The sequence below is a fragment of the Pseudomonas sp. IT-P260 genome (assembly GCF_949768395.1).
Taxonomy (GTDB): Bacteria; Pseudomonadota; Gammaproteobacteria; order Pseudomonadales; family Pseudomonadaceae; genus Aquipseudomonas; species Aquipseudomonas parakoreensis.
Genome location: NZ_CATKPO010000002.1, coordinates 1 through 16,313, shown reverse-complemented (window position 1 = coordinate 16,313; position 16,313 = coordinate 1). Strand labels below are relative to the sequence as shown.

Here is a 16,313-nt window from a genome sequence, read left to right as displayed (position 1 = left end):
CGGTCAGGCCCCTTCGCGAGCAAGCTCGCTCCCACATTTGGAATGCAATCCCCTGTGGGAGCGAGCCTGCTCGCGAAAGCGTCAGTCCTGTCGCAGTGCGATATCGATCAACCGATGCAGCTCATCCACCTCCAGCGCCGCCGCCGAAAACAGAATCCGGAACACCACCGGCGCCACCACCAGATTGATCAGATGATCAACGCTCGGCGCCGGCTCATCAGGGTGACGCTCGATGATGGTCTGCAACTGTGCGCCAATGATCGTCACGCAGTACCCCGGCGTGGCGCTGGCCTGCACGTCGCGCATCATGTTGCGCCCCGGCTCCGAACTCATTTCGTCCAGATATTGCTCGGCCCAGGCGCGGATATCACCGCGCAGGTCACCGGTCACCGCCGGTTCGCTGTCCGGGCGCATGCGGGCGAGGGCGACGTCGGCCAGCAACGCCGCCAGATCACCCCAGCGCCGATAGATCGTCGACGGCGTGACCCCGGCGCGCGCCGCGATTTGCGGGACGGTCACGCTGCTGCGCTCCTGTTCTTGCAGAAGTGCGCGGACTGCCGAATGAATCGACTCTTGCACCCGGGCACTGCGTCCACCGGGGCGTAAACCTTCTTTAATAGCCATGCGCCAGACCTTAACACAAAGAATTTGCTTTAAGCCAAAGTCGAGCGCACACTCCGCAAAAGCAAAAAATTAGCTTTTGCGGAGTGTGCCCATGACCAGCCTTGCTTCCAACCGTGGCAGCCTGATTTTCCTGGCGATCACCTTACTCAGTTTCCTCGCCGCTTCCACAGCGCCGACGCCGCTATACCACCTGTATCAGGATCAACTGCATTTTTCGGCAGCGGTGCTGACCCTGATTTTCGGCGTGTACGCCCTGAGTCTGCTTGCGGCGCTGTTGACGGTCGGATCGCTGTCCGATCACCTGGGACGTAAACCAGTGATTTTCACTGCCTTGCTGCTCAATGCGCTGGCGATGTTGCTGTTTATCAGCGCCGACAGTGTTGCCTGGCTGATCAGCGCCCGCGTACTGCAAGGTTTTGCCACCGGCATGGCCACCGCTGTTTTGAGCGCGACACTGCTTGACACCGATCGCCAGCAAGGGCCGTTGATCAACAGCGTCGCACCGTTGCTCGGCATGGCGCTGGGCAGCATGGGCTGTGGCCTGCTGGCCGAATTCGCCCCGGCGCCGTTGCAACTGACTTACTGGTTGTTGCTGGCGCTGTTTGTGTTGCAGGCGGTGTATGTCTGGCGTCTGCCGGAAAGCGTCACCCCGCAGGCCGGGGCCTTGGCTTCGTTACGGCCGACCCTGCATGTGCCGGTTCAGGCGCGTTCGACCTTGTGGCGTGTGCTGCCGCTGAACACCGCGACCTGGGCCCTCGGCGGCTTTTTTGCCTCGCTGGCGCCGTCGCTGGTGCGTACCGCCACCGGCTCGACGTCGAACCTGATCGGCGGCGCGACCGTCTCGGCGTTGACCGTGACCGGGGCGCTGATGATTTTCACTTTGCGCAATCGTCCCGCCGGCAAAGCCCTGCAAATCGGCGCCAGTCTGCTGCCCCTCGGCGTGCTGCTGATTCTGTTTGGCGTGCACAGCGCCAGTCTGGCGCTGTTTTTCCTCGGCACACTGATCGCCGGTTGCGGCTTTGGTTCGGGGTTTCTCGGCGCAGTGCGCAGCCTGGTGCCGCTGGCCCTGCCGCATGAAAGGGCCGGTTTGATGTCGGCATACTACGCGCTGAGTTATCTGGCGTTCTGCCTGCCGGCCTTGTTGGCCGGGCATTTGACCCGCGCCTATGGTTTGTTGGCGGCCACCGATGGCTACGGCGCCGGATTGATCGTCCTGGCCGTCGCCGCGCTGTTGCTCAGCCTGCGCCCGCAAGCGGCCAAGGTGTGCAGCGCTCCATAAGCGCGGCGCTTTCAGCTACCTTTGGCCGGCCCTTCTTTTCACGGATCGACACATGAAAATTATCCGCAGCAAGTCGTTCACCGCCGAGCGTGCCTGGGGTGCGCTGGACATCGCCAACATGAACGGCATCACCACGCGCCTGCACTGGACCGATCAGCCATACAAATGGCACATCAACGACGGTGAGGAGGTGTTCGTGGTGCTCGACGGTCAAGTGCAGATGCACTATCGCGAACAGGGCGAAGAAAAGCAGGTGCTGCTGGAGGTCGGGGACATTTTCTACGCCTCGGTCGGCACTGAGCACGTTGCGCATCCGCAGGGGGTGGCGCGGATTCTGGTAATTGAAAGCGAAGGCAGTGTTTGACTGCTTATCTGAAAAGTAGATAACAGATAGAGAAATTACCCGTTATATAGATATTCGATTCGGTTCTACCATGGGCTCAACCTCACCTGAGGACAGGAGTTCATGATGATTTGCCCCAACACTGCCAAACCCGGTATCAAGCCGTTCCGCCAGCTTCAGCATCCGCGTGAAGTGATCCGTCAATTCACCCCGAACTGGTTCGCCGCAACCATGGGCACCGGCGTGCTGGCCCTGGCGCTGGCGCAATTGCCGGTGGCGATCCCCGGGTTGCATGCGGTTGCCGAAGGGTTGTGGCTGTTTAACATTCTGTTGTTCAGCCTGTTTACCTTCGCCTATGCCGCGCGCTGGATTCTATTCTTCGATGAAGCGCGGCGGATCTTCGGCCACTCCACCGTATCGATGTTCTTCGGCACGATTCCCATGGGCCTGGCGACCATCATTAACGGCTTTCTGCTGTTCGGCCTGCCACGCTGGGGCGAAGGCGTGATTCATTTGGCCGAAGTGCTGTGGTGGCTCGATGTGGCGATGTCGCTGGCCTGCGGTGTATTGATTCCGTACATGATGTTTACCCGTCAGGAACACAGCATCGACCAAATGACTGCCGTCTGGCTGCTACCGGTGGTGGCGGCGGAAGTGGCGGCGGCCAGCGGCGGTTTGCTCGCGCCGCACCTGGCCGATGCCCACGCGCAACTGGTGGTGCTGACGACAAGCTACGTGCTCTGGGCATTTTCCCTGCCCGTGGCGTTCAGCATTCTGACCATCCTGTTGCTGCGCATGGCGCTGCATAAACTGCCCCACGAAAATATGGCCGCCTCGAGCTGGCTGGCCCTTGGCCCGATCGGTACCGGTGCATTGGGCATGTTGCTGCTGGGCAGCGATGCGCCGGCGATCTTCGCCGCCAACGGCCTGCCGGGCATCGGTGAAATCGCTGCAGGCGTAGGGCTGGTCGCCGGTATCACCCTGTGGGGCTTCGGCTTGTGGTGGATGTTGATGGCGCTGCTGATCACCGCGCGTTACCTGCGTGACGGCATCCCGTTCAACCTCGGCTGGTGGGGTTTTACCTTCCCGCTGGGCGTGTATTCGCTGGCGACCCTCAAGCTCGCCAGCACGCTGAACCTGGATTTTTTCAGCGTGGTCGGCTGCGTGCTGGTGAGTCTGCTGGCGGTGATGTGGCTGATCGTCGGTAAACGCACCGTGCAAGGCGCGTGGCGCGGTGAGCTGTTTGTCTCACCTTGTATTGCAGGGTTGAAGAAATAACCTGAAAAGTTTAGGTAAGGTGTGGCCTGGATCGCCGATCGAGATTCCAATAAGGAGATCCAGGCCATTCTCTACCGACCTCAGGGAAACACGGAAGATGAGTCACCCCTCACAGTTCAACCTGCTTCGCACCCGGCGCTTTCTGCCGTTTTTCATCACACAGTCGCTGGGCGCGTTCAATGACAACGTGTTCAAGCAGTCGCTGATTCTCGCCATTCTGTATCGGCTGACCATCGAGGGTGACCGTTCGATCTGGGTCAACCTGTGTGCGCTGCTGTTTATCCTGCCGTTCTTCCTGTTCTCGGCGCTGGCCGGGCAGTTCGGAGAAAAATTCGCCAAGGACGCGCTGATCCGTCTGATCAAACTCGCGGAAATCGCGATCATGGCCGTCGGATCGGTCGGTTTCCTCTTCGATCACCTGTCGCTGATGCTGGTGGCGCTGTTTGCGATGGGCACGCATTCGGCGCTGTTCGGGCCGGTGAAGTATTCGATCCTGCCGCAGGCGTTGCGCGAGGATGAGCTGGTCGGCGGCAACGGTCTGGTGGAGATGGGCACGTTCCTGGCGATTCTCGCCGGGACCATCGGCGCTGGGATCATCATGTCCTCGACGCACTACGCGCCGCTGGTTTCGACCGCGATTGTCGGGATTGCGGTGCTGGGATATCTCGCCAGTCGCAGCATTCCACGCGCTGCCGCGGCGTCGCCGGAAATGCGCCTGAACTGGAACATTTTCAGCCAGTCCTGGGCCACGCTGAAACTCGGTCTGGGCCAGACGCCTGCGGTGTCGCGTTCGATTGTCGGCAACTCGTGGTTCTGGTTTGTCGGGGCGATTTACCTGACGCAGATCCCGGCCTACGCCAAGGAATGGATGCACGGCGACGAAACCGTGGTGACGCTGATTCTCACGGTGTTCTCGGTGGGGATTGCGCTGGGTTCGATGCTTTGCGAGAAGCTCTCCGGGCGCAAGGTCGAGATCGGTCTGGTGCCGTTCGGTTCGTTCGGTCTGACCGTGTTTGGCCTGCTGCTGTGGTGGCATTCCGGGGGAATCCCGGAGAGCGTCACCGGCCACAGCTGGACTGAAGTGCTGGGCTTTGCACATACCTGGGCGGTGCTGGTCGACATTCTCGGCCTCGGCATTTTTGGCGGTTTCTATATCGTGCCGCTGTACGCGTTGATCCAGTCGCGCACCGCCGAGAACGAGCGGGCGCGGGTGATTGCCGCCAACAACATTCTCAACGCCCTGTTTATGGTGGTGTCAGCGATCGTTTCGATCGTGTTGCTGAGTGCGGTCAAACTGTCGATTCCGCAATTGTTCCTGGTGGTGTCGCTGCTGAACATTGGCGTCAACGCCTACATCTTCAAGATCGTCCCCGAGTTCAGCATGCGTTTCATGATCTGGCTGCTCAGCCATTCCATGTACCGCGTCGAGCACCGCAACCTCGAGGCGATCCCGGACGAGGGCGCGGCATTGCTGGTGTGCAACCACGTGTCGTTCGTCGATGCCTTGCTGATTGGCGGCGCGGTGCGTCGGCCGATTCGCTTTGTCATGTACTACAAAATCTACAACCTGCCGGTACTGAACTTTATCTTCCGCACGGCGGGGACGATTCCGATTGCCGGACGCAACGAAGACATCCAGATCTACGAAAAGGCCTTCACCCGGATCGCCCAGTATCTGAAGGACGGTGAGTTGGTGTGCATCTTCCCCGAAGGCAAGTTGACCACTGACGGCGAGATCAATGAGTTCAAGGGTGGGCTGACGCGGATTCTCGAAGAAACCCCGGTGCCGGTGATTCCGCTGGCGTTGCAAGGGTTGTGGGGCAGTTTCTTCAGCCGCGATCCGAACAAGGGTCTGTTCAAGCGGTTGTGGTCGCGGGTGACGTTGGTGGCGGGTTCGGCGGTGGCGGTGGAATCTGCGGAACCGGCGAAATTGCAGGGGTTGGTGGGGGCGTTGCGCGGGGCAGTCAGATAGTTGTTGCCTGAATTGGCCCCTTCGCGAGCAGGCTCGCTCCCACATTTGAAATACATTCCAGTGTGGGAGCGAGCCTGCTCGCGAAAGCGCTAGTTGCTTAAGCGCTGACCTTGAGGCCAATCAACCCGGTCACGATCAACGCCACACTGGCCAGCCGAATCAACGCCATCGATTCACCAAACAGAATGATCCCGGCAATCACCGTGCCCACAGCGCCGACTCCGGTCCAGATCGCATAAGCCGTACCCAGCGGCAATTCCTTCATTGCCAGACCCAGCAGACCAAGGCTGATGGCCATGGCCGCAACGGTCAGGACGGTAGGGAGCGGGCGGGTGAAGCCGTCGGTGTATTTCAGGCCGACGGCCCAGCCGACTTCGAACAGGCCGGCGAAAAACAGAATGATCCAGGACATGAGAGACCTCCATCGATTGACGGGGCCGTCCCCAGATTGATAACTCGATCGAGCCGCAGGGTCGTCCCCGCGTAGCGCAACAGTCTGCCGAGCATTAATCCGGGGATCAAGTTTCCCGGTCAGTCGGCCGGCTGCTGCGCCAGCGCTTCACGGTCTTGCTTCTCGCTCATGCGCCGGAACCAGGTCGAGAGCAGTGCCCCGGAAATGTTGTGCCAGACGCTGAACAACGCGCTCGGCACCGCCGCCAGCGGCGAGAAGTGCGCACTCGCCAGCGCCGCGCCCAACCCCGAGTTCTGCATGCCGACCTCCAGCGCCAGCGACTTGCGCTGCGCCAGTGGAAGCTTGAACAGACGTCCGGTGAAGTAACCCAGCAGGTAGCCGAAGCTGTTGTGCAGCATCACCACGGCCATGATCAGCAGCCCGGATTCGGCAATCTTCGCCTGACTGGCGGCCACCACGGCGGTGACGATGATCACGATGCTGACCACCGACACCAGTGGCAACACGTCCACCGCGTGGCGCACCTTGTCGCCGAGCACGCGTTGCGCGACCACGCCGAGCACGATCGGCAGCAGCACCACTTGCAGAATCGACCAGAACAATTCCATGAACGAAACCGGCAACCACGCCGAAGCCAGCAGCCAGATCAGCGCCGGGGTCAGCAGCGGGGCGAGCAGGGTGGTGACGGCAGCAATCGCCACCGACAGCGCCAGATCGCCGCGGGCCAGCCAGGTCATGACGTTGGAAGAGGTGCCACTTGGGCAGCAGCCGACCAGAATCACCCCGACGGCGATTTCCGGCGGCAGGTGGAAGATCTGGCAGAGCAACCACGCCACACCGGGCATGATCACGAAATGTGCGACCACGCCCAAAGCCACGCGCCACGGATGGCGGGCAACGGCGGCGAAGTCATCGAGTTTGAGGGTCAGGCCCATGCCGAACATCACCAGCCCCAGCAGCGGCACGATCGCACCCTTGAGACCGAGAAACCACGTCGGTTGCAGGAACGCGATCACGGCGAAAATCAGAACCCAGTAAGCGAAAGTGTTGCCGACAAAGCGGCTCAGTGCAGCCAATGCTCGCATGGCGTGTTCCTTATTATTGAATGAACACCACAAAATCAATTGTGGGAGCGAGCCTGCTCGCGAACGCGGCGTGTCAGACACATAAATGTTAACGGTCACTCCGCATTCGCGAGCAGGCTCGCTCCTACAGTTTTGAAACTCGTCAGGGTTAGATCCCCTGCGGAGTCTCTTCCCCACCCAACGCTTCCACCAGCGCCGGCAGGAAGTCGCCGAAGGTCAGCATCATCAGGGTGAAGCTGGCGTCCAGTTGACCCAGGGCCTCGTCGCCACCGTCCTGTTCTGCCTGATCCTGCAGCAGGTCTTCGAACTTCAGGCGTTTGACAGTCATCTTGTCATCGAGCATGAACGACAGCTTGTCTTGCCAGGCCAGCGACAGCTGAGTGACGACTTTGCCGGTGCTCAAGTGCAGCTGAATTTCTTCGCTGGTCAGGTCCTGGCGCTTGCACCGCACGATGCCACCGTCTTCGTGGGTATCGCGCAGCTCGCATTCGTCCAGCACGAAGAAGTCCGGTGCTGCTTGCTGGGTGGTGACCCACTCGGTCATCACCGCAGTCGGCGCGGTTTTCACGGTCAGCGGACGCACGGGCAGGGTGCCGAGCACTTCACGCAGGGTGGAGAGCAGGTCTTCGGCGCGTTTCGGGCTGGCCGAGTTCACCAGGATCAGGCCCTGTTTCGGCGCGATGGCAGCGAAGGTCGACGAACGACGGATAAAGGCACGCGGCAGGAACGCCTGGATGATTTCATCCTTGATCTGATCGCGTTCTTTCTTATAGACCTTGCGCATTTGCTCGGCTTCGATCTCTTCGACCTTTTCCTTGACCGCGTCGCGCACGACGCTGCCCGGCAGAATACGTTCTTCCTTACGCGCAGCGATCAGCAGGAAGTCGCCGCTGACGTGCACCAATGGCGCATCTTCGCCTTTGCCGAACGGCGCAACGAAACCGTAGGTGGTCAACTCCTGGCTTGCACATGGACGCGCCAGTTTGGTGGCCAGTGCAGTTTCCAGCGCCTCGGCATCGACAGGCAGGTCTTGGGTCAGGCGATAGATCAGCAGGTTTTTGAACCACATGGGGTGAGTCTCTCCTTTATACAAAGGGGGGCATTATTGTCTTCGCCGTGGCATAGGCCAACCCTTCTCTAAGCCTTTGGAAGGCCTGAGAAAATTAATTAAAAAAGTGCTTGCCAGAGGTTGGGTCGCTCCGTAGAATGCGCGCCACACCGAAGCGAAGGGTGATTAGCTCAGCTGGGAGAGCGTCTGCCTTACAAGCAGAATGTCGGCGGTTCGATCCCGTCATCACCCACCATTCGTTTCAAGTGTTTAGCGCAGCGGTAGTTCAGTCGGTTAGAATACCGGCCTGTCACGCCGGGGGTCGCGGGTTCGAGTCCCGTCCGCTGCGCCATATTCGGTCACCTGGACCACTGAACGCCAGGTCACCACGGAAAAACCCGCTGAAGCGGGTTTTTTTCTGTCTCACGTTTGTACCTTGTTCCATCGGGTTTGTGTCGTTTCACCGGTTTTCGGATTTATTTGAAAAAAACTTCAATTAAATCAACACTTTACGAAAACTTGTGGCATAATGCGCCCCGTAACGAAGCGAAGGGTGATTAGCTCAGCTGGGAGAGCGTCTGCCTTACAAGCAGAATGTCGGCGGTTCGATCCCGTCATCACCCACCATTCGTTTCAAGCGTTTCGCGCAGCGGTAGTTCAGTCGGTTAGAATACCGGCCTGTCACGCCGGGGGTCGCGGGTTCGAGTCCCGTCCGCTGCGCCATATTCGGTCACCTGGACCCACTGAACGCCAGGTCACCACAGAAAGCCCGCCGAGTGCGGGCTTTTTGCTGTCTGCGATTTGTGAAATCACTCGATCTTCTCTGTAGGAGCTGCGGCACGCTGCGATCTTTTGATCTTGCTTTTAAAGATCAAAAGATCGCAGCCTCGTTTCACTCGACAGCTCCTACAGAGGAATTGTCACTATTCGGCATTGCGACTGTGCCGATAATCGCTCACCGCCTCATACACCGCTTTACGCAAGCGATTGATCCCGCCAATCGGCCGATGCGCCTCGATACCAAACCACGGATTGAACGACAGGTTGTCGCATGCCAGATTCAGCGCTGGCGTGTCGAAGTCCTGCGCCGGCAGGGTGATCCGTGCCACTGTTTCGAACGCTGAATCCTGCTCGCGCCACTCGATGCTGGTGTCCTCGATCGGCATGTACTTGTTCGCGTCCTGGCGCTGAATCTGCAGTACAAAACATGCTGGCACCCGATCTGTCGACAGTTGTTGGTTCAAGGCGCTGCGCAGGAAATTCGGCAGGTCGTGATTTTGCGCGGGCGGTGCGTAGGTCGGGCAGTTGTCCGGATCCGGCGCAACCCGAAACTTCGCATTGGCCTCGCCAAATTTGTAAGGCGATACCGAAAAGTAGGTGGTCGCGGTCGGGCTGTCCGGCGGCGGTGACAGGGTCGCCAGGGCGATGAACAGGTGGCGTATCTGCCAGGTGCGCGGATCCCAACCGGGAAAAAACGCCATGATTTTTTTGCCGTCAGCCTGAGCTGCCACATTCTGACGGTACTCGGCGACATCGCTGACAAAGAAGTTCGGGTGGCTGAACATCACGAAGTCTTGTTCACGGCGCACCTGACGGTCGCCGAGCAGCTGCTTGCCGGGGACATCGAGCAGCTTGATTGCCATCCCCCGGGCGTCGCGGATGCTATCGAACTGTGGGTAGGCGTTGCCATTGGACAAGCGAATCAGCGCCTGCCAGGTTTTGCCCGGTTCGGTGAAAACACCTTGGCGCAGCGCTGGTGTCAGTTCCGGCAGCACCGTCACTACAGCTTTCACGCAACCATGGGCCTTGGCATGCGCATCGCGCAGGTAGCGCGTGCCTTCGCGGTGCTGATCGACGATGCGCACGGCGGTCTGGATGACGTCCTGGGTCATGGCCGCTTCACCGGCGGGAATCTGTTCCTGCGCCGACACCGGACCTCTGTGTTGCCAGGTGAACCACGTGCTCGCGATCGCCCAGGCCAGCAGGCCGACAATCAGCAGGGCCAGCAGGGTTTTGCCCAGCAGTCGACCCAGCCACAGCCAGAGGCGGGCGAGAAGGGAGGGTTTTTTGTACGAGTTGATCATCATGGCAGTTGCGCCTCCAATGGCCCGCCCAATACTTTCAGGTACTCCAGCAAGGCCCAGCGTTCTTCCGGTTGCAGCAGGCGGCCGATAACCCCATTGCCGCGCTCGCCAGCGCGGAACTCGTGGCCGCTGTTGTGGTTGCCGGTGATTCGCGTATCGAACAAAAAGCCGTTGGTGAAGGCTTCGGTGCGATAACCCAGATGGCGCGGGTCATACTCGAACGAACCCTTATAGAAAGTCGTCGCGCGCTCATCCTGCGGCGACAGCAACTGGTAGAGGCTTGGCACCGAACCGTTGTGCAGAAACGGCGCGGTGGCCCAGACACCGGCCAGTGGCCTGGCCTTGTAGGCAACCTTTTCACGCACACCGATCGGCAGGCCGAAGCCGTCGAGTTGCGGTTTCTCCTGCGCGGTGACCCCTGCCTCGCGATAGGCGCGGTTCTCGACGAATGCGGTGACATAGGCCAGGCCCTTGGCCACCGATAGCTGGCTCAGATCCAGTGGTTCGGTGGGCGTCGGATGCAACTTCACATCCATCTGCTCAAGTTCTTTCGGGTCCCATTGCAGCGGCGTCAGGTCGAAACGGTGATTGGCAATGTTGGTCGCGGCATTCGGGTCGGTGCCGATCATGTCCACTGGCAACATGTGCAAGTGCTGCACCCAGCGCTCGCCTTCCTGAGTCTTGCGCGGCACGTGGCAACCGGCGCAGTTTTCGGCAAACAGCGTGCGGCCCTTGGCGGCCAGCGTTTTGTCGATGGCGCCCAGGACATCTTCCGGCCAGGCTGGTGGTTGCAGGCGTTGCAGGGTTTCCTCGATTGTGTGCAGATCGCGTACGCGCACACTCGATGCATAACGCGCATCGCCTTGCAGCGGCTGGCCGTTGCTGTCGAAGAAATTCAGCGTGGCGCCGACGCCCAATGCTTCACCGATGTTGCGCGCCATCGGTTGCTGGGCCGAGCCGTTCCACTGCACCCAGTCGAAGGTCCACATGTCCCACAGTTGCGGGTAGTCGACCGGGGCGTTGGCCACGCGGTAGTTGGCGGGGGAAATCGCGTCGCCGAAGGTGGCGTTGGCGATGCGGCCGAATGCGTCGGTGCGGCCCGGGCCTTCTTCGGTAGGGTAGAGGCCGCGATGGGTATCGTTCCAGGCGACTTTGAGGAAGGTGTTCAGCGATTGCTTGAAGTCTTTGCGCAGTTGCTCGCGGCGCAGCTCGTAGCCATCGCCCAGAACATTTCTGGCGAAGCGTTCGAATTTCCACGGGTTGTAGTAAGTCGAGGCCAGACTGGCGACCAATGCCTGTCCGAAACTGCCACCGCGCAACGTAGGAACGCTGGAAGGCAAAACATGCTGCGCCGACCCGCCGTCGATCCGCACGGCTTGGCCGTTGAAGCGCAATTCACCGGTGTGGCAGGCGGCGCAGGTGATATCGAGGTATTGCTCGGTGCCGCCGGGATTCGGGTGGCGGGCGAAGCCGACCGGCAGATTGCCGGGGTTGTTTGGCGTGGCTTTCTGCTGCGGATCAACCAGAAAACCGAAGCGTGCAAGGTATTCCGGGGACGCGAAACGCTGCTGCGAGAAGGGCAGTTCCAGCGCCTGGAACCATTCATAGCGCAGGCCTTTGACCTGTGTCCCTTGCGGGGTGAAATAGTAAGTCTGGCGCTCCTCCTCGCTCCACTGTTGCAGGTAATGCACCTGTTGGGCCGGGGTATAGAAGGGCAGTTTCGGGTTGGCGACGTAGTACAGAATCACGGCCAGGATCAGGCCCAGCAGTACCACGATCAGAGTCAGCACACGGAATAAGAGGCGCAAGATAAACATCCTTGTCGAGTTGTTGCGTTGTTATGCCTCAGCTGTTGCAGGTGCGGCAAGTGGCCATTACGCCAACTGTCGTAGGAAGTCTCGTCAGTCCTTGTCAGGCCGAGATGACAGAAGCTTCATCGTCGCTTTGCCCGAATGCGTTTTAATCCCTGAACTTATCGGACGTTTCCTGCTCTCATGCCGGTAGCCATTGGTCGTGGCGGCCTGATAAGCTCGCGGCTTTACTCGATTGCCCTTTCGGCGCATGAACAAGGAAATAGCATGAAACAGCATCGGTTGGCGGCGGCGGTAGCCCTGGTTAGCCTGGTCCTCGCGGGTTGTGATTCGCAGACCAGCGTAGAGCTGAAAACCCCGGCGCAAAAAGCTTCCTACGGTATCGGCCTGAACATGGGCAAGAGCCTTGCTCAGGAAGGCATGGATGATCTGGACTCCAAAGCGGTAGCCCAGGGCATCGAAGATGCCGTCGGCAAGAAAGAACAGAAGCTGAAAGACGAAGAACTGGTCGAAGCTTTCGCCGCGCTGCAAAAGCGTGCCGAAGAGCGTATGGCCAAGATGAGCGAAGAGTCGGCAGCCGCCGGCAAGAAATTCCTCGAAGAAAACGGCAAGAAGCCTGGCGTTACCACCACCGCTTCCGGTCTGCAGTACGAAGTGGTCAAGAAAGCCGACGGCCCACAGCCCAAGCCGACCGACGTAGTGACTGTTCACTACACCGGCAAGCTGACCAACGGCACCGTGTTCGACAGCTCCGTGGAACGTGGCAGCCCGATCGATCTGCCGGTCAGCGGCGTGATCCCGGGTTGGGTTGAAGGTCTGCAACTGATGCACGTTGGCGAGAAGTACAAACTGTACATCCCTAGCGATCTGGCTTACGGCGCGCAATCGCCAAGCCCGGCAATCCCGGCCAACTCGGTTCTGGTCTTCGACCTGGAACTGCTGGCCATCAAGGATCCAGCCAAAGAAGACGCCGCTGCCAAGTAACAGGCATCGGTAACGGCTTCGCCAACAACGCCTCGCTTATGCGGGGCGTTGTTGCATCTGAAGGATGGCGCAGGTAAACAGAGCGAACGGATGCCGCTGGCAGCAGTCCTAGAGATTGAGGCCGCCGTGGGTAGACGTCCCGAGCCGCCAAGTCAATGAAATATTGGGTTTTTTTATGTGAGTAAAAAACGCCCGATCTGAGCGAAGCCCTTATGAAACGGGGCTCTCAGCGCTGAAATGCAGCTCTGTTCACAAGGTTATCCACAATTTGTGTGGATAACATTTCAACGGGAGAAATAGATGAAAGCGCCGTGGAATTTCGCCCGGTTTCTGCCTCTGGCGGGACGCCTGCTAGCGCGTGGCCGGCTGCCGACTCTGCTGTTCGCCGTGGCGAGCAAGGGCGCTGCGCAAGGTAATCGCCTGGGCAAGCTCAAGGATGATCTGCGCTTGCTCCAGGCATTGTGTCTGGCTTACTGGCGCGGCGAGTACCGGGCGATCAGTCCGAAAGCCATCGTTTCGGTGGTGGCAGGGTTGATGTATTTCCTCAGCCCGGTAGACGCGATCCCGGATTTCATCCCCGTCTTCGGCATGCTCGATGACATTGCTGTTCTCGCCTGGCTAATGAAAACCCTCGACGACGAACTCGCTGCCTTCCGGCTCTGGCGCAATCGACAACAGCCGGAAAAGCTCGCAGTGGTCGAGCGTTTGCCCGATACCCCCGAGCAACTTCAACTGCAGGGCCCGAAAAAAACCTGATTCACCTCGTCTGCAGGCAGATTGATACCCCCCCGCGACCTTGGCCGCTGTTAGGATTACACTTCTAGGGAAAAGTGCCGACTCGCTAAGTGTTGTTGTCCTACGGGGTAGTCATGGATATTCAGATAATTGCACGCGATGGCGAACCCGAATACGCGGTTCTGCCATGGGGCCAGTATCAGGCTCTACTGAAAGCAGCAGGCATCAACGACATACCGCAGCAGCAGGCGCAAGCGCCGGCCGCCGCAGCGCCAGACCCGATTCTTCCAGGTCTGGATCAACTACGCAGTTTGCGCGAAGGGAAGGGCATCGCCATCGAGGCGCTGGCCCGCACGGTAGGCATCAGCCCGTCTTATCTGGCCATGATCGAAAGCGGCGAGCGTCAACCTGACGCCGCGATTCGCCGCAGCCTGGCCTGGGAACTGACGGTGCCGGGTTGGAGGGATGAATCGTGAGCGTACGCATCAGTCGTCAACATTGGGACGGATTGTTGGGGGAGCTGGATCAGGCGCGCAGGCAGCGCCATCTGTTGACCTATCGAGCCTTGCTCGAACGTTTGCAACTGCCGACGCCGGCGATGCAGACGCTGACCGCGGCACTTGAGCATCTGGCTGCACTGGACGCCAAGGCCGAGCAGCCATTGCGCAGCTCGCTGGTGATCAGCCAAGGGGCCAGCCGTTTGCCTCGAACCGGTTTTTTTGAGTGCGTTGAACGTCTCGGGCGTTTTTCCGGGCCATCCGATGGCGTCGCGGCTGCCTCTTGGCATGCGTCGGAAGTGGTCAGGGTCTTCGAATACGAGTACCCGGAATCGGCGGAGGCCTGAGTGTTCTTTCGACTCAAGGCGTCGGCCAGTTACTGGTTGGCCCGCAGGCTGTTTCACTGGTCGTGGTTCGTCCGCCAGCCCAGAGGCTGGCGCTGGCTCGAAGGGCAGTTTGCGCGCATGGCCAATCTGGGCGATGTCGGCGCGCAAAGCTTTTATGGGCACATTCTGACGTTTCGCGGTGTTGGCCTGGGCGCCCGCGAAGAGGGTGTGCGACTGTTGCGTCTGGCGGCGCTCGCCGGCGATGGCAAAGCGGCTTATCAGGTTGGCGTGATCAGCCTGGCCGGTACCCCGAGCAAAGCGCCGGATCCGACAGAAGCGGCGCGCTGGTGGACGCTGGCCGCCAAGGCCGGCCACCCGTTAGCCGAGCTCAAACTCAAAGAGTTGAGCGCTCGGGATTAAACCCAGTAAATCATTTTGTATCGTTGGATAAACGTGGCGTGAGGGAAACCTCACGCCACGTTTGCGTTTATCGCCCTACGTTTTGTAGTAATCAGTCCTTTGCAGAATAGTCCTACAGCAAAAGCCTACTCGCCTGACTTCTTTCCTGATTGATCCCCCGCAAAGTCCCCGCGCCTAATTTTTGCGCGAGGGAACGCTCATGTTTGACCCGGTTTTTCATTCCACCCCGCATCGTTGCGTGCGCTGATGGAAGCCGTCAGCCGTATCGAGCAGGAACTCGACAGCTTTCCCGACACCCTCAGCCTCTATCGCCAGCAGCTTGAACATTGGTTCAGCAGAGCGGCCGATCAGGTCAGCCATGCGGCGGATTTGCCGTCGCTGATGGGCATGGAGCGGATCATCCGTTTCGGTGATCGCATCACCGCTGTCAGCACAGGAGACAGTGAGTTTGCCTCCGGCGTCGTGCAGTGCCCGAAAAGCGGGGTGCTGACGATCGAGAGCAAATTCGAGTCGGTGTACGACATTCCGCTGGGCGACATCGTGGTCGATGTGGTGGCGGTGGATGATGGCCAAATCTTCCCCGTCGGACTTGATGCGCAAGGCCGGGGAGCATTCACCGGGACGCCCGGCAAGTTCTATCGCGTGCAGGTGCACAGCGACGTTACCTCGGAGCAGATCGAGGCGCTGTTCAAGTCCTACGACGGCTTGACCGGCAATCTGGAAGGCTGGCTGCGCAGCGAGTGGCAGGGGTTCAAGCCGCAGTGGTCACAGTCGGTGGCGACCGCGGCGGGCAACGGCATGCTCGCCGGGAGCTGGGCGGCGATCGAGGGCGTGTGGGACAGCATCGGCATGCTGTCGGAGATTCTGCAGGATCCAGCGGCGTTTGCCGATCGCCTTGGAAGCGGCGCGGCCGATCTGATCCGCCTCGCAGAATCGGCTCCGGATGTCATGCAAAAGCTGCAGTTGCTGGTCAGCGATGAGGCGGCGCTGTGTTTGCTGCTGCGCAGTGCGAGTCTCTGGCTGGAGATGCTGCCGCCCAGCCAGATCGTCGGCAAAACCGCTGAAACGGCGTCGATGATGATCGTGCAGGTGCTGCTCGATGTGCTGATCAGCGTGGTGTTGACATTCGTCGGGGCTGGCGCAGGGATCGCTTATCTGACGCTACGTCTGGCGGATCGCGCCGCCCAGCTGCTCACGGTTGTGAAACGTCTGGTCAAGGCGATGTTCGGCATCGTCAACACGTTCATCCATTACGTCGACCAGTACAAAACCGTCGCCGCGCGGGGCATTGCCGCCGGCGTTAAAAAGGGTCGCATGCAGTTGCGCTGGGATGCGAAGCGCAATGCCGCCCTGAAGAAAAACGAGCATCACGACGACTCGCCGGAACAAGCGAAAAACCCCAACGGCGACAGCGT

At 60.0% G+C, this 16,313-nt stretch carries 15 protein-coding genes, 4 tRNA genes and 1 pseudogene; 14 read left to right on the top strand and 6 right to left on the bottom strand.

Annotated features, from left to right (window positions below):
• Positions 1-81: 81 nt before the first annotated feature.
• Entirely contained in the window at positions 82-624 is a 543-nt protein-coding gene (locus ACM6HV_RS01115; RefSeq protein WP_414903057.1) for a TetR/AcrR family transcriptional regulator, read from the bottom strand.
• Positions 625-715: 91 nt separating this feature from the next.
• On the opposite strand from ACM6HV_RS01115, the gene ACM6HV_RS01110 reads away from it, so the two are divergent.
• The 4 genes from ACM6HV_RS01110 to ACM6HV_RS01095 all read left to right on the top strand — a co-directional run bounded on the left by ACM6HV_RS01110 (position 716) and on the right by ACM6HV_RS01095 (position 5,496).
• A complete protein-coding gene (locus ACM6HV_RS01110; RefSeq protein ID WP_414903055.1) occupies positions 716-1,903 on the top strand; it encodes an MFS transporter in 1,188 nt (395 codons plus the stop codon).
• A gap of 52 nt (positions 1,904-1,955) precedes the next feature.
• Complete coding sequence (locus tag ACM6HV_RS01105; protein WP_108182101.1) at positions 1,956-2,267, top strand: cupin domain-containing protein; 312 nt, start codon at positions 1,956-1,958, stop codon at positions 2,265-2,267.
• Between the two features lie 105 nt (positions 2,268-2,372).
• On the top strand, positions 2,373-3,524 hold the full coding sequence (locus ACM6HV_RS01100; protein ID WP_414903052.1) for a TDT family transporter: 1,152 nt from the start codon (positions 2,373-2,375) through the stop codon (positions 3,522-3,524).
• 97 nt (positions 3,525-3,621) lie between these two features.
• Entirely contained in the window at positions 3,622-5,496 is a 1,875-nt protein-coding gene (locus ACM6HV_RS01095; protein ID WP_414903050.1) for an MFS transporter, read from the top strand.
• Positions 5,497-5,593: 97 nt separating this feature from the next.
• Here ACM6HV_RS01095 and sugE read toward each other — a convergent pair whose 3' ends face one another.
• The 3 genes from sugE to rdgC all read right to left on the bottom strand — a co-directional run bounded on the left by sugE (position 5,594) and on the right by rdgC (position 8,062).
• Positions 5,594-5,908 (bottom strand): quaternary ammonium compound efflux SMR transporter SugE, encoded by a 315-nt coding sequence (sugE, locus tag ACM6HV_RS01090; protein ID WP_007962927.1) that lies wholly within the window; start codon positions 5,906-5,908, stop codon positions 5,594-5,596.
• A 119-nt stretch (positions 5,909-6,027) separates the two neighbouring features.
• Positions 6,028-6,993, bottom strand: a complete 966-nt coding sequence (locus ACM6HV_RS01085) for a bile acid:sodium symporter family protein (protein WP_414903048.1) — start codon at positions 6,991-6,993, stop codon at positions 6,028-6,030.
• 148 nt (positions 6,994-7,141) lie between these two features.
• Positions 7,142-8,062, bottom strand: a complete 921-nt coding sequence (gene rdgC / locus ACM6HV_RS01080) for a recombination-associated protein RdgC (RefSeq protein ID WP_047600223.1) — start codon at positions 8,060-8,062, stop codon at positions 7,142-7,144.
• A gap of 159 nt (positions 8,063-8,221) precedes the next feature.
• Here rdgC and ACM6HV_RS01075 point away from each other — a divergent pair.
• The 4 genes from ACM6HV_RS01075 (at position 8,222) to ACM6HV_RS01060 (ending at position 8,764) form a co-directional block, all read left to right on the top strand.
• Positions 8,222-8,297 (top strand) — tRNA-Val (locus tag ACM6HV_RS01075).
• A gap of 19 nt (positions 8,298-8,316) precedes the next feature.
• Positions 8,317-8,393: transfer RNA gene (locus ACM6HV_RS01070), tRNA-Asp, on the top strand.
• 199 nt (positions 8,394-8,592) lie between these two features.
• Positions 8,593-8,668: transfer RNA gene (locus tag ACM6HV_RS01065), tRNA-Val, on the top strand.
• A 19-nt stretch (positions 8,669-8,687) separates the two neighbouring features.
• Positions 8,688-8,764 (top strand) — tRNA-Asp (locus ACM6HV_RS01060).
• A gap of 200 nt (positions 8,765-8,964) precedes the next feature.
• Here the strand turns inward: ACM6HV_RS01060 and ACM6HV_RS01055 are convergent.
• Positions 8,965-10,128 (bottom strand): catalase family protein, encoded by a 1,164-nt coding sequence (locus tag ACM6HV_RS01055; RefSeq protein WP_414903045.1) that lies wholly within the window; start codon positions 10,126-10,128, stop codon positions 8,965-8,967.
• Positions 10,125-11,933, bottom strand: a complete 1,809-nt coding sequence (locus tag ACM6HV_RS01050; RefSeq protein WP_414903043.1) for a di-heme-cytochrome C peroxidase — start codon at positions 11,931-11,933, stop codon at positions 10,125-10,127. Before ACM6HV_RS01050 ends, ACM6HV_RS01055 begins: the two co-directional genes overlap by 4 nt.
• A gap of 270 nt (positions 11,934-12,203) precedes the next feature.
• Between ACM6HV_RS01050 and ACM6HV_RS01045 the strand changes: the two genes are divergently transcribed.
• The 6 genes and pseudogenes from ACM6HV_RS01045 to ACM6HV_RS01020 form a co-directional block, all read left to right on the top strand.
• Complete coding sequence (locus ACM6HV_RS01045) at positions 12,204-12,920, top strand: FKBP-type peptidyl-prolyl cis-trans isomerase (protein WP_007966725.1); 717 nt, start codon at positions 12,204-12,206, stop codon at positions 12,918-12,920.
• A 300-nt stretch (positions 12,921-13,220) separates the two neighbouring features.
• Positions 13,221-13,676 carry a YkvA family protein gene (locus tag ACM6HV_RS01040; RefSeq protein WP_041071886.1) on the top strand — a complete coding sequence of 152 codons (456 nt, stop codon included), beginning with the start codon at positions 13,221-13,223 and terminating at the stop codon, positions 13,674-13,676.
• A 113-nt stretch (positions 13,677-13,789) separates the two neighbouring features.
• Entirely contained in the window at positions 13,790-14,131 is a 342-nt protein-coding gene (locus tag ACM6HV_RS01035) for a helix-turn-helix domain-containing protein (RefSeq protein WP_145593414.1), read from the top strand.
• On the top strand, positions 14,128-14,499 hold the full coding sequence (locus ACM6HV_RS01030; protein WP_003223109.1) for a hypothetical protein: 372 nt from the start codon (positions 14,128-14,130) through the stop codon (positions 14,497-14,499). The genes ACM6HV_RS01035 and ACM6HV_RS01030 overlap by 4 nt, the downstream gene beginning before the upstream one ends.
• Positions 14,500-14,898 (top strand): sel1 repeat family protein, encoded by a 399-nt coding sequence (locus ACM6HV_RS01025; RefSeq protein WP_414903040.1) that lies wholly within the window; start codon positions 14,500-14,502, stop codon positions 14,896-14,898. It abuts the gene before it with no gap.
• Positions 14,899-15,144: 246 nt separating this feature from the next.
• Positions 15,145-16,313 (top strand): annotated as a pseudogene (locus tag ACM6HV_RS01020) (type IV secretion protein Rhs); the annotation flags it as partial.

Bases quoted from the DNA above. Each gene is read 5' to 3' on its own strand.
- ACM6HV_RS01110 (WP_414903055.1), top strand. From the start codon at position 716: ATGACCAGCCTTGCTTCCAACCGTGGCAGCCTGATTTTCCTGGCGATC.
- ACM6HV_RS01035 (WP_145593414.1), top strand. From the start codon at position 13,790: ATGGATATTCAGATAATTGCACGCGATGGCGAACCCGAATACGCGGTT.
- ACM6HV_RS01105 (WP_108182101.1), top strand. From the start codon at position 1,956: ATGAAAATTATCCGCAGCAAGTCGTTCACCGCCGAGCGTGCCTGGGGT.
- ACM6HV_RS01055 (WP_414903045.1), bottom strand. From the start codon at position 10,128: ATGATGATCAACTCGTACAAAAAACCCTCCCTTCTCGCCCGCCTCTGG.
- ACM6HV_RS01100 (WP_414903052.1), top strand. From the start codon at position 2,373: ATGATTTGCCCCAACACTGCCAAACCCGGTATCAAGCCGTTCCGCCAG.
- ACM6HV_RS01045 (WP_007966725.1), top strand. From the start codon at position 12,204: ATGAAACAGCATCGGTTGGCGGCGGCGGTAGCCCTGGTTAGCCTGGTC.
- rdgC (WP_047600223.1), bottom strand. From the start codon at position 8,062: ATGTGGTTCAAAAACCTGCTGATCTATCGCCTGACCCAAGACCTGCCT.
- ACM6HV_RS01095 (WP_414903050.1), top strand. From the start codon at position 3,622: ATGAGTCACCCCTCACAGTTCAACCTGCTTCGCACCCGGCGCTTTCTG.
- ACM6HV_RS01040 (WP_041071886.1), top strand. From the start codon at position 13,221: ATGAAAGCGCCGTGGAATTTCGCCCGGTTTCTGCCTCTGGCGGGACGC.
- ACM6HV_RS01115 (WP_414903057.1), bottom strand. From the start codon at position 624: ATGGCTATTAAAGAAGGTTTACGCCCCGGTGGACGCAGTGCCCGGGTG.
- sugE (WP_007962927.1), bottom strand. From the start codon at position 5,908: ATGTCCTGGATCATTCTGTTTTTCGCCGGCCTGTTCGAAGTCGGCTGG.
- ACM6HV_RS01085 (WP_414903048.1), bottom strand. From the start codon at position 6,993: ATGCGAGCATTGGCTGCACTGAGCCGCTTTGTCGGCAACACTTTCGCT.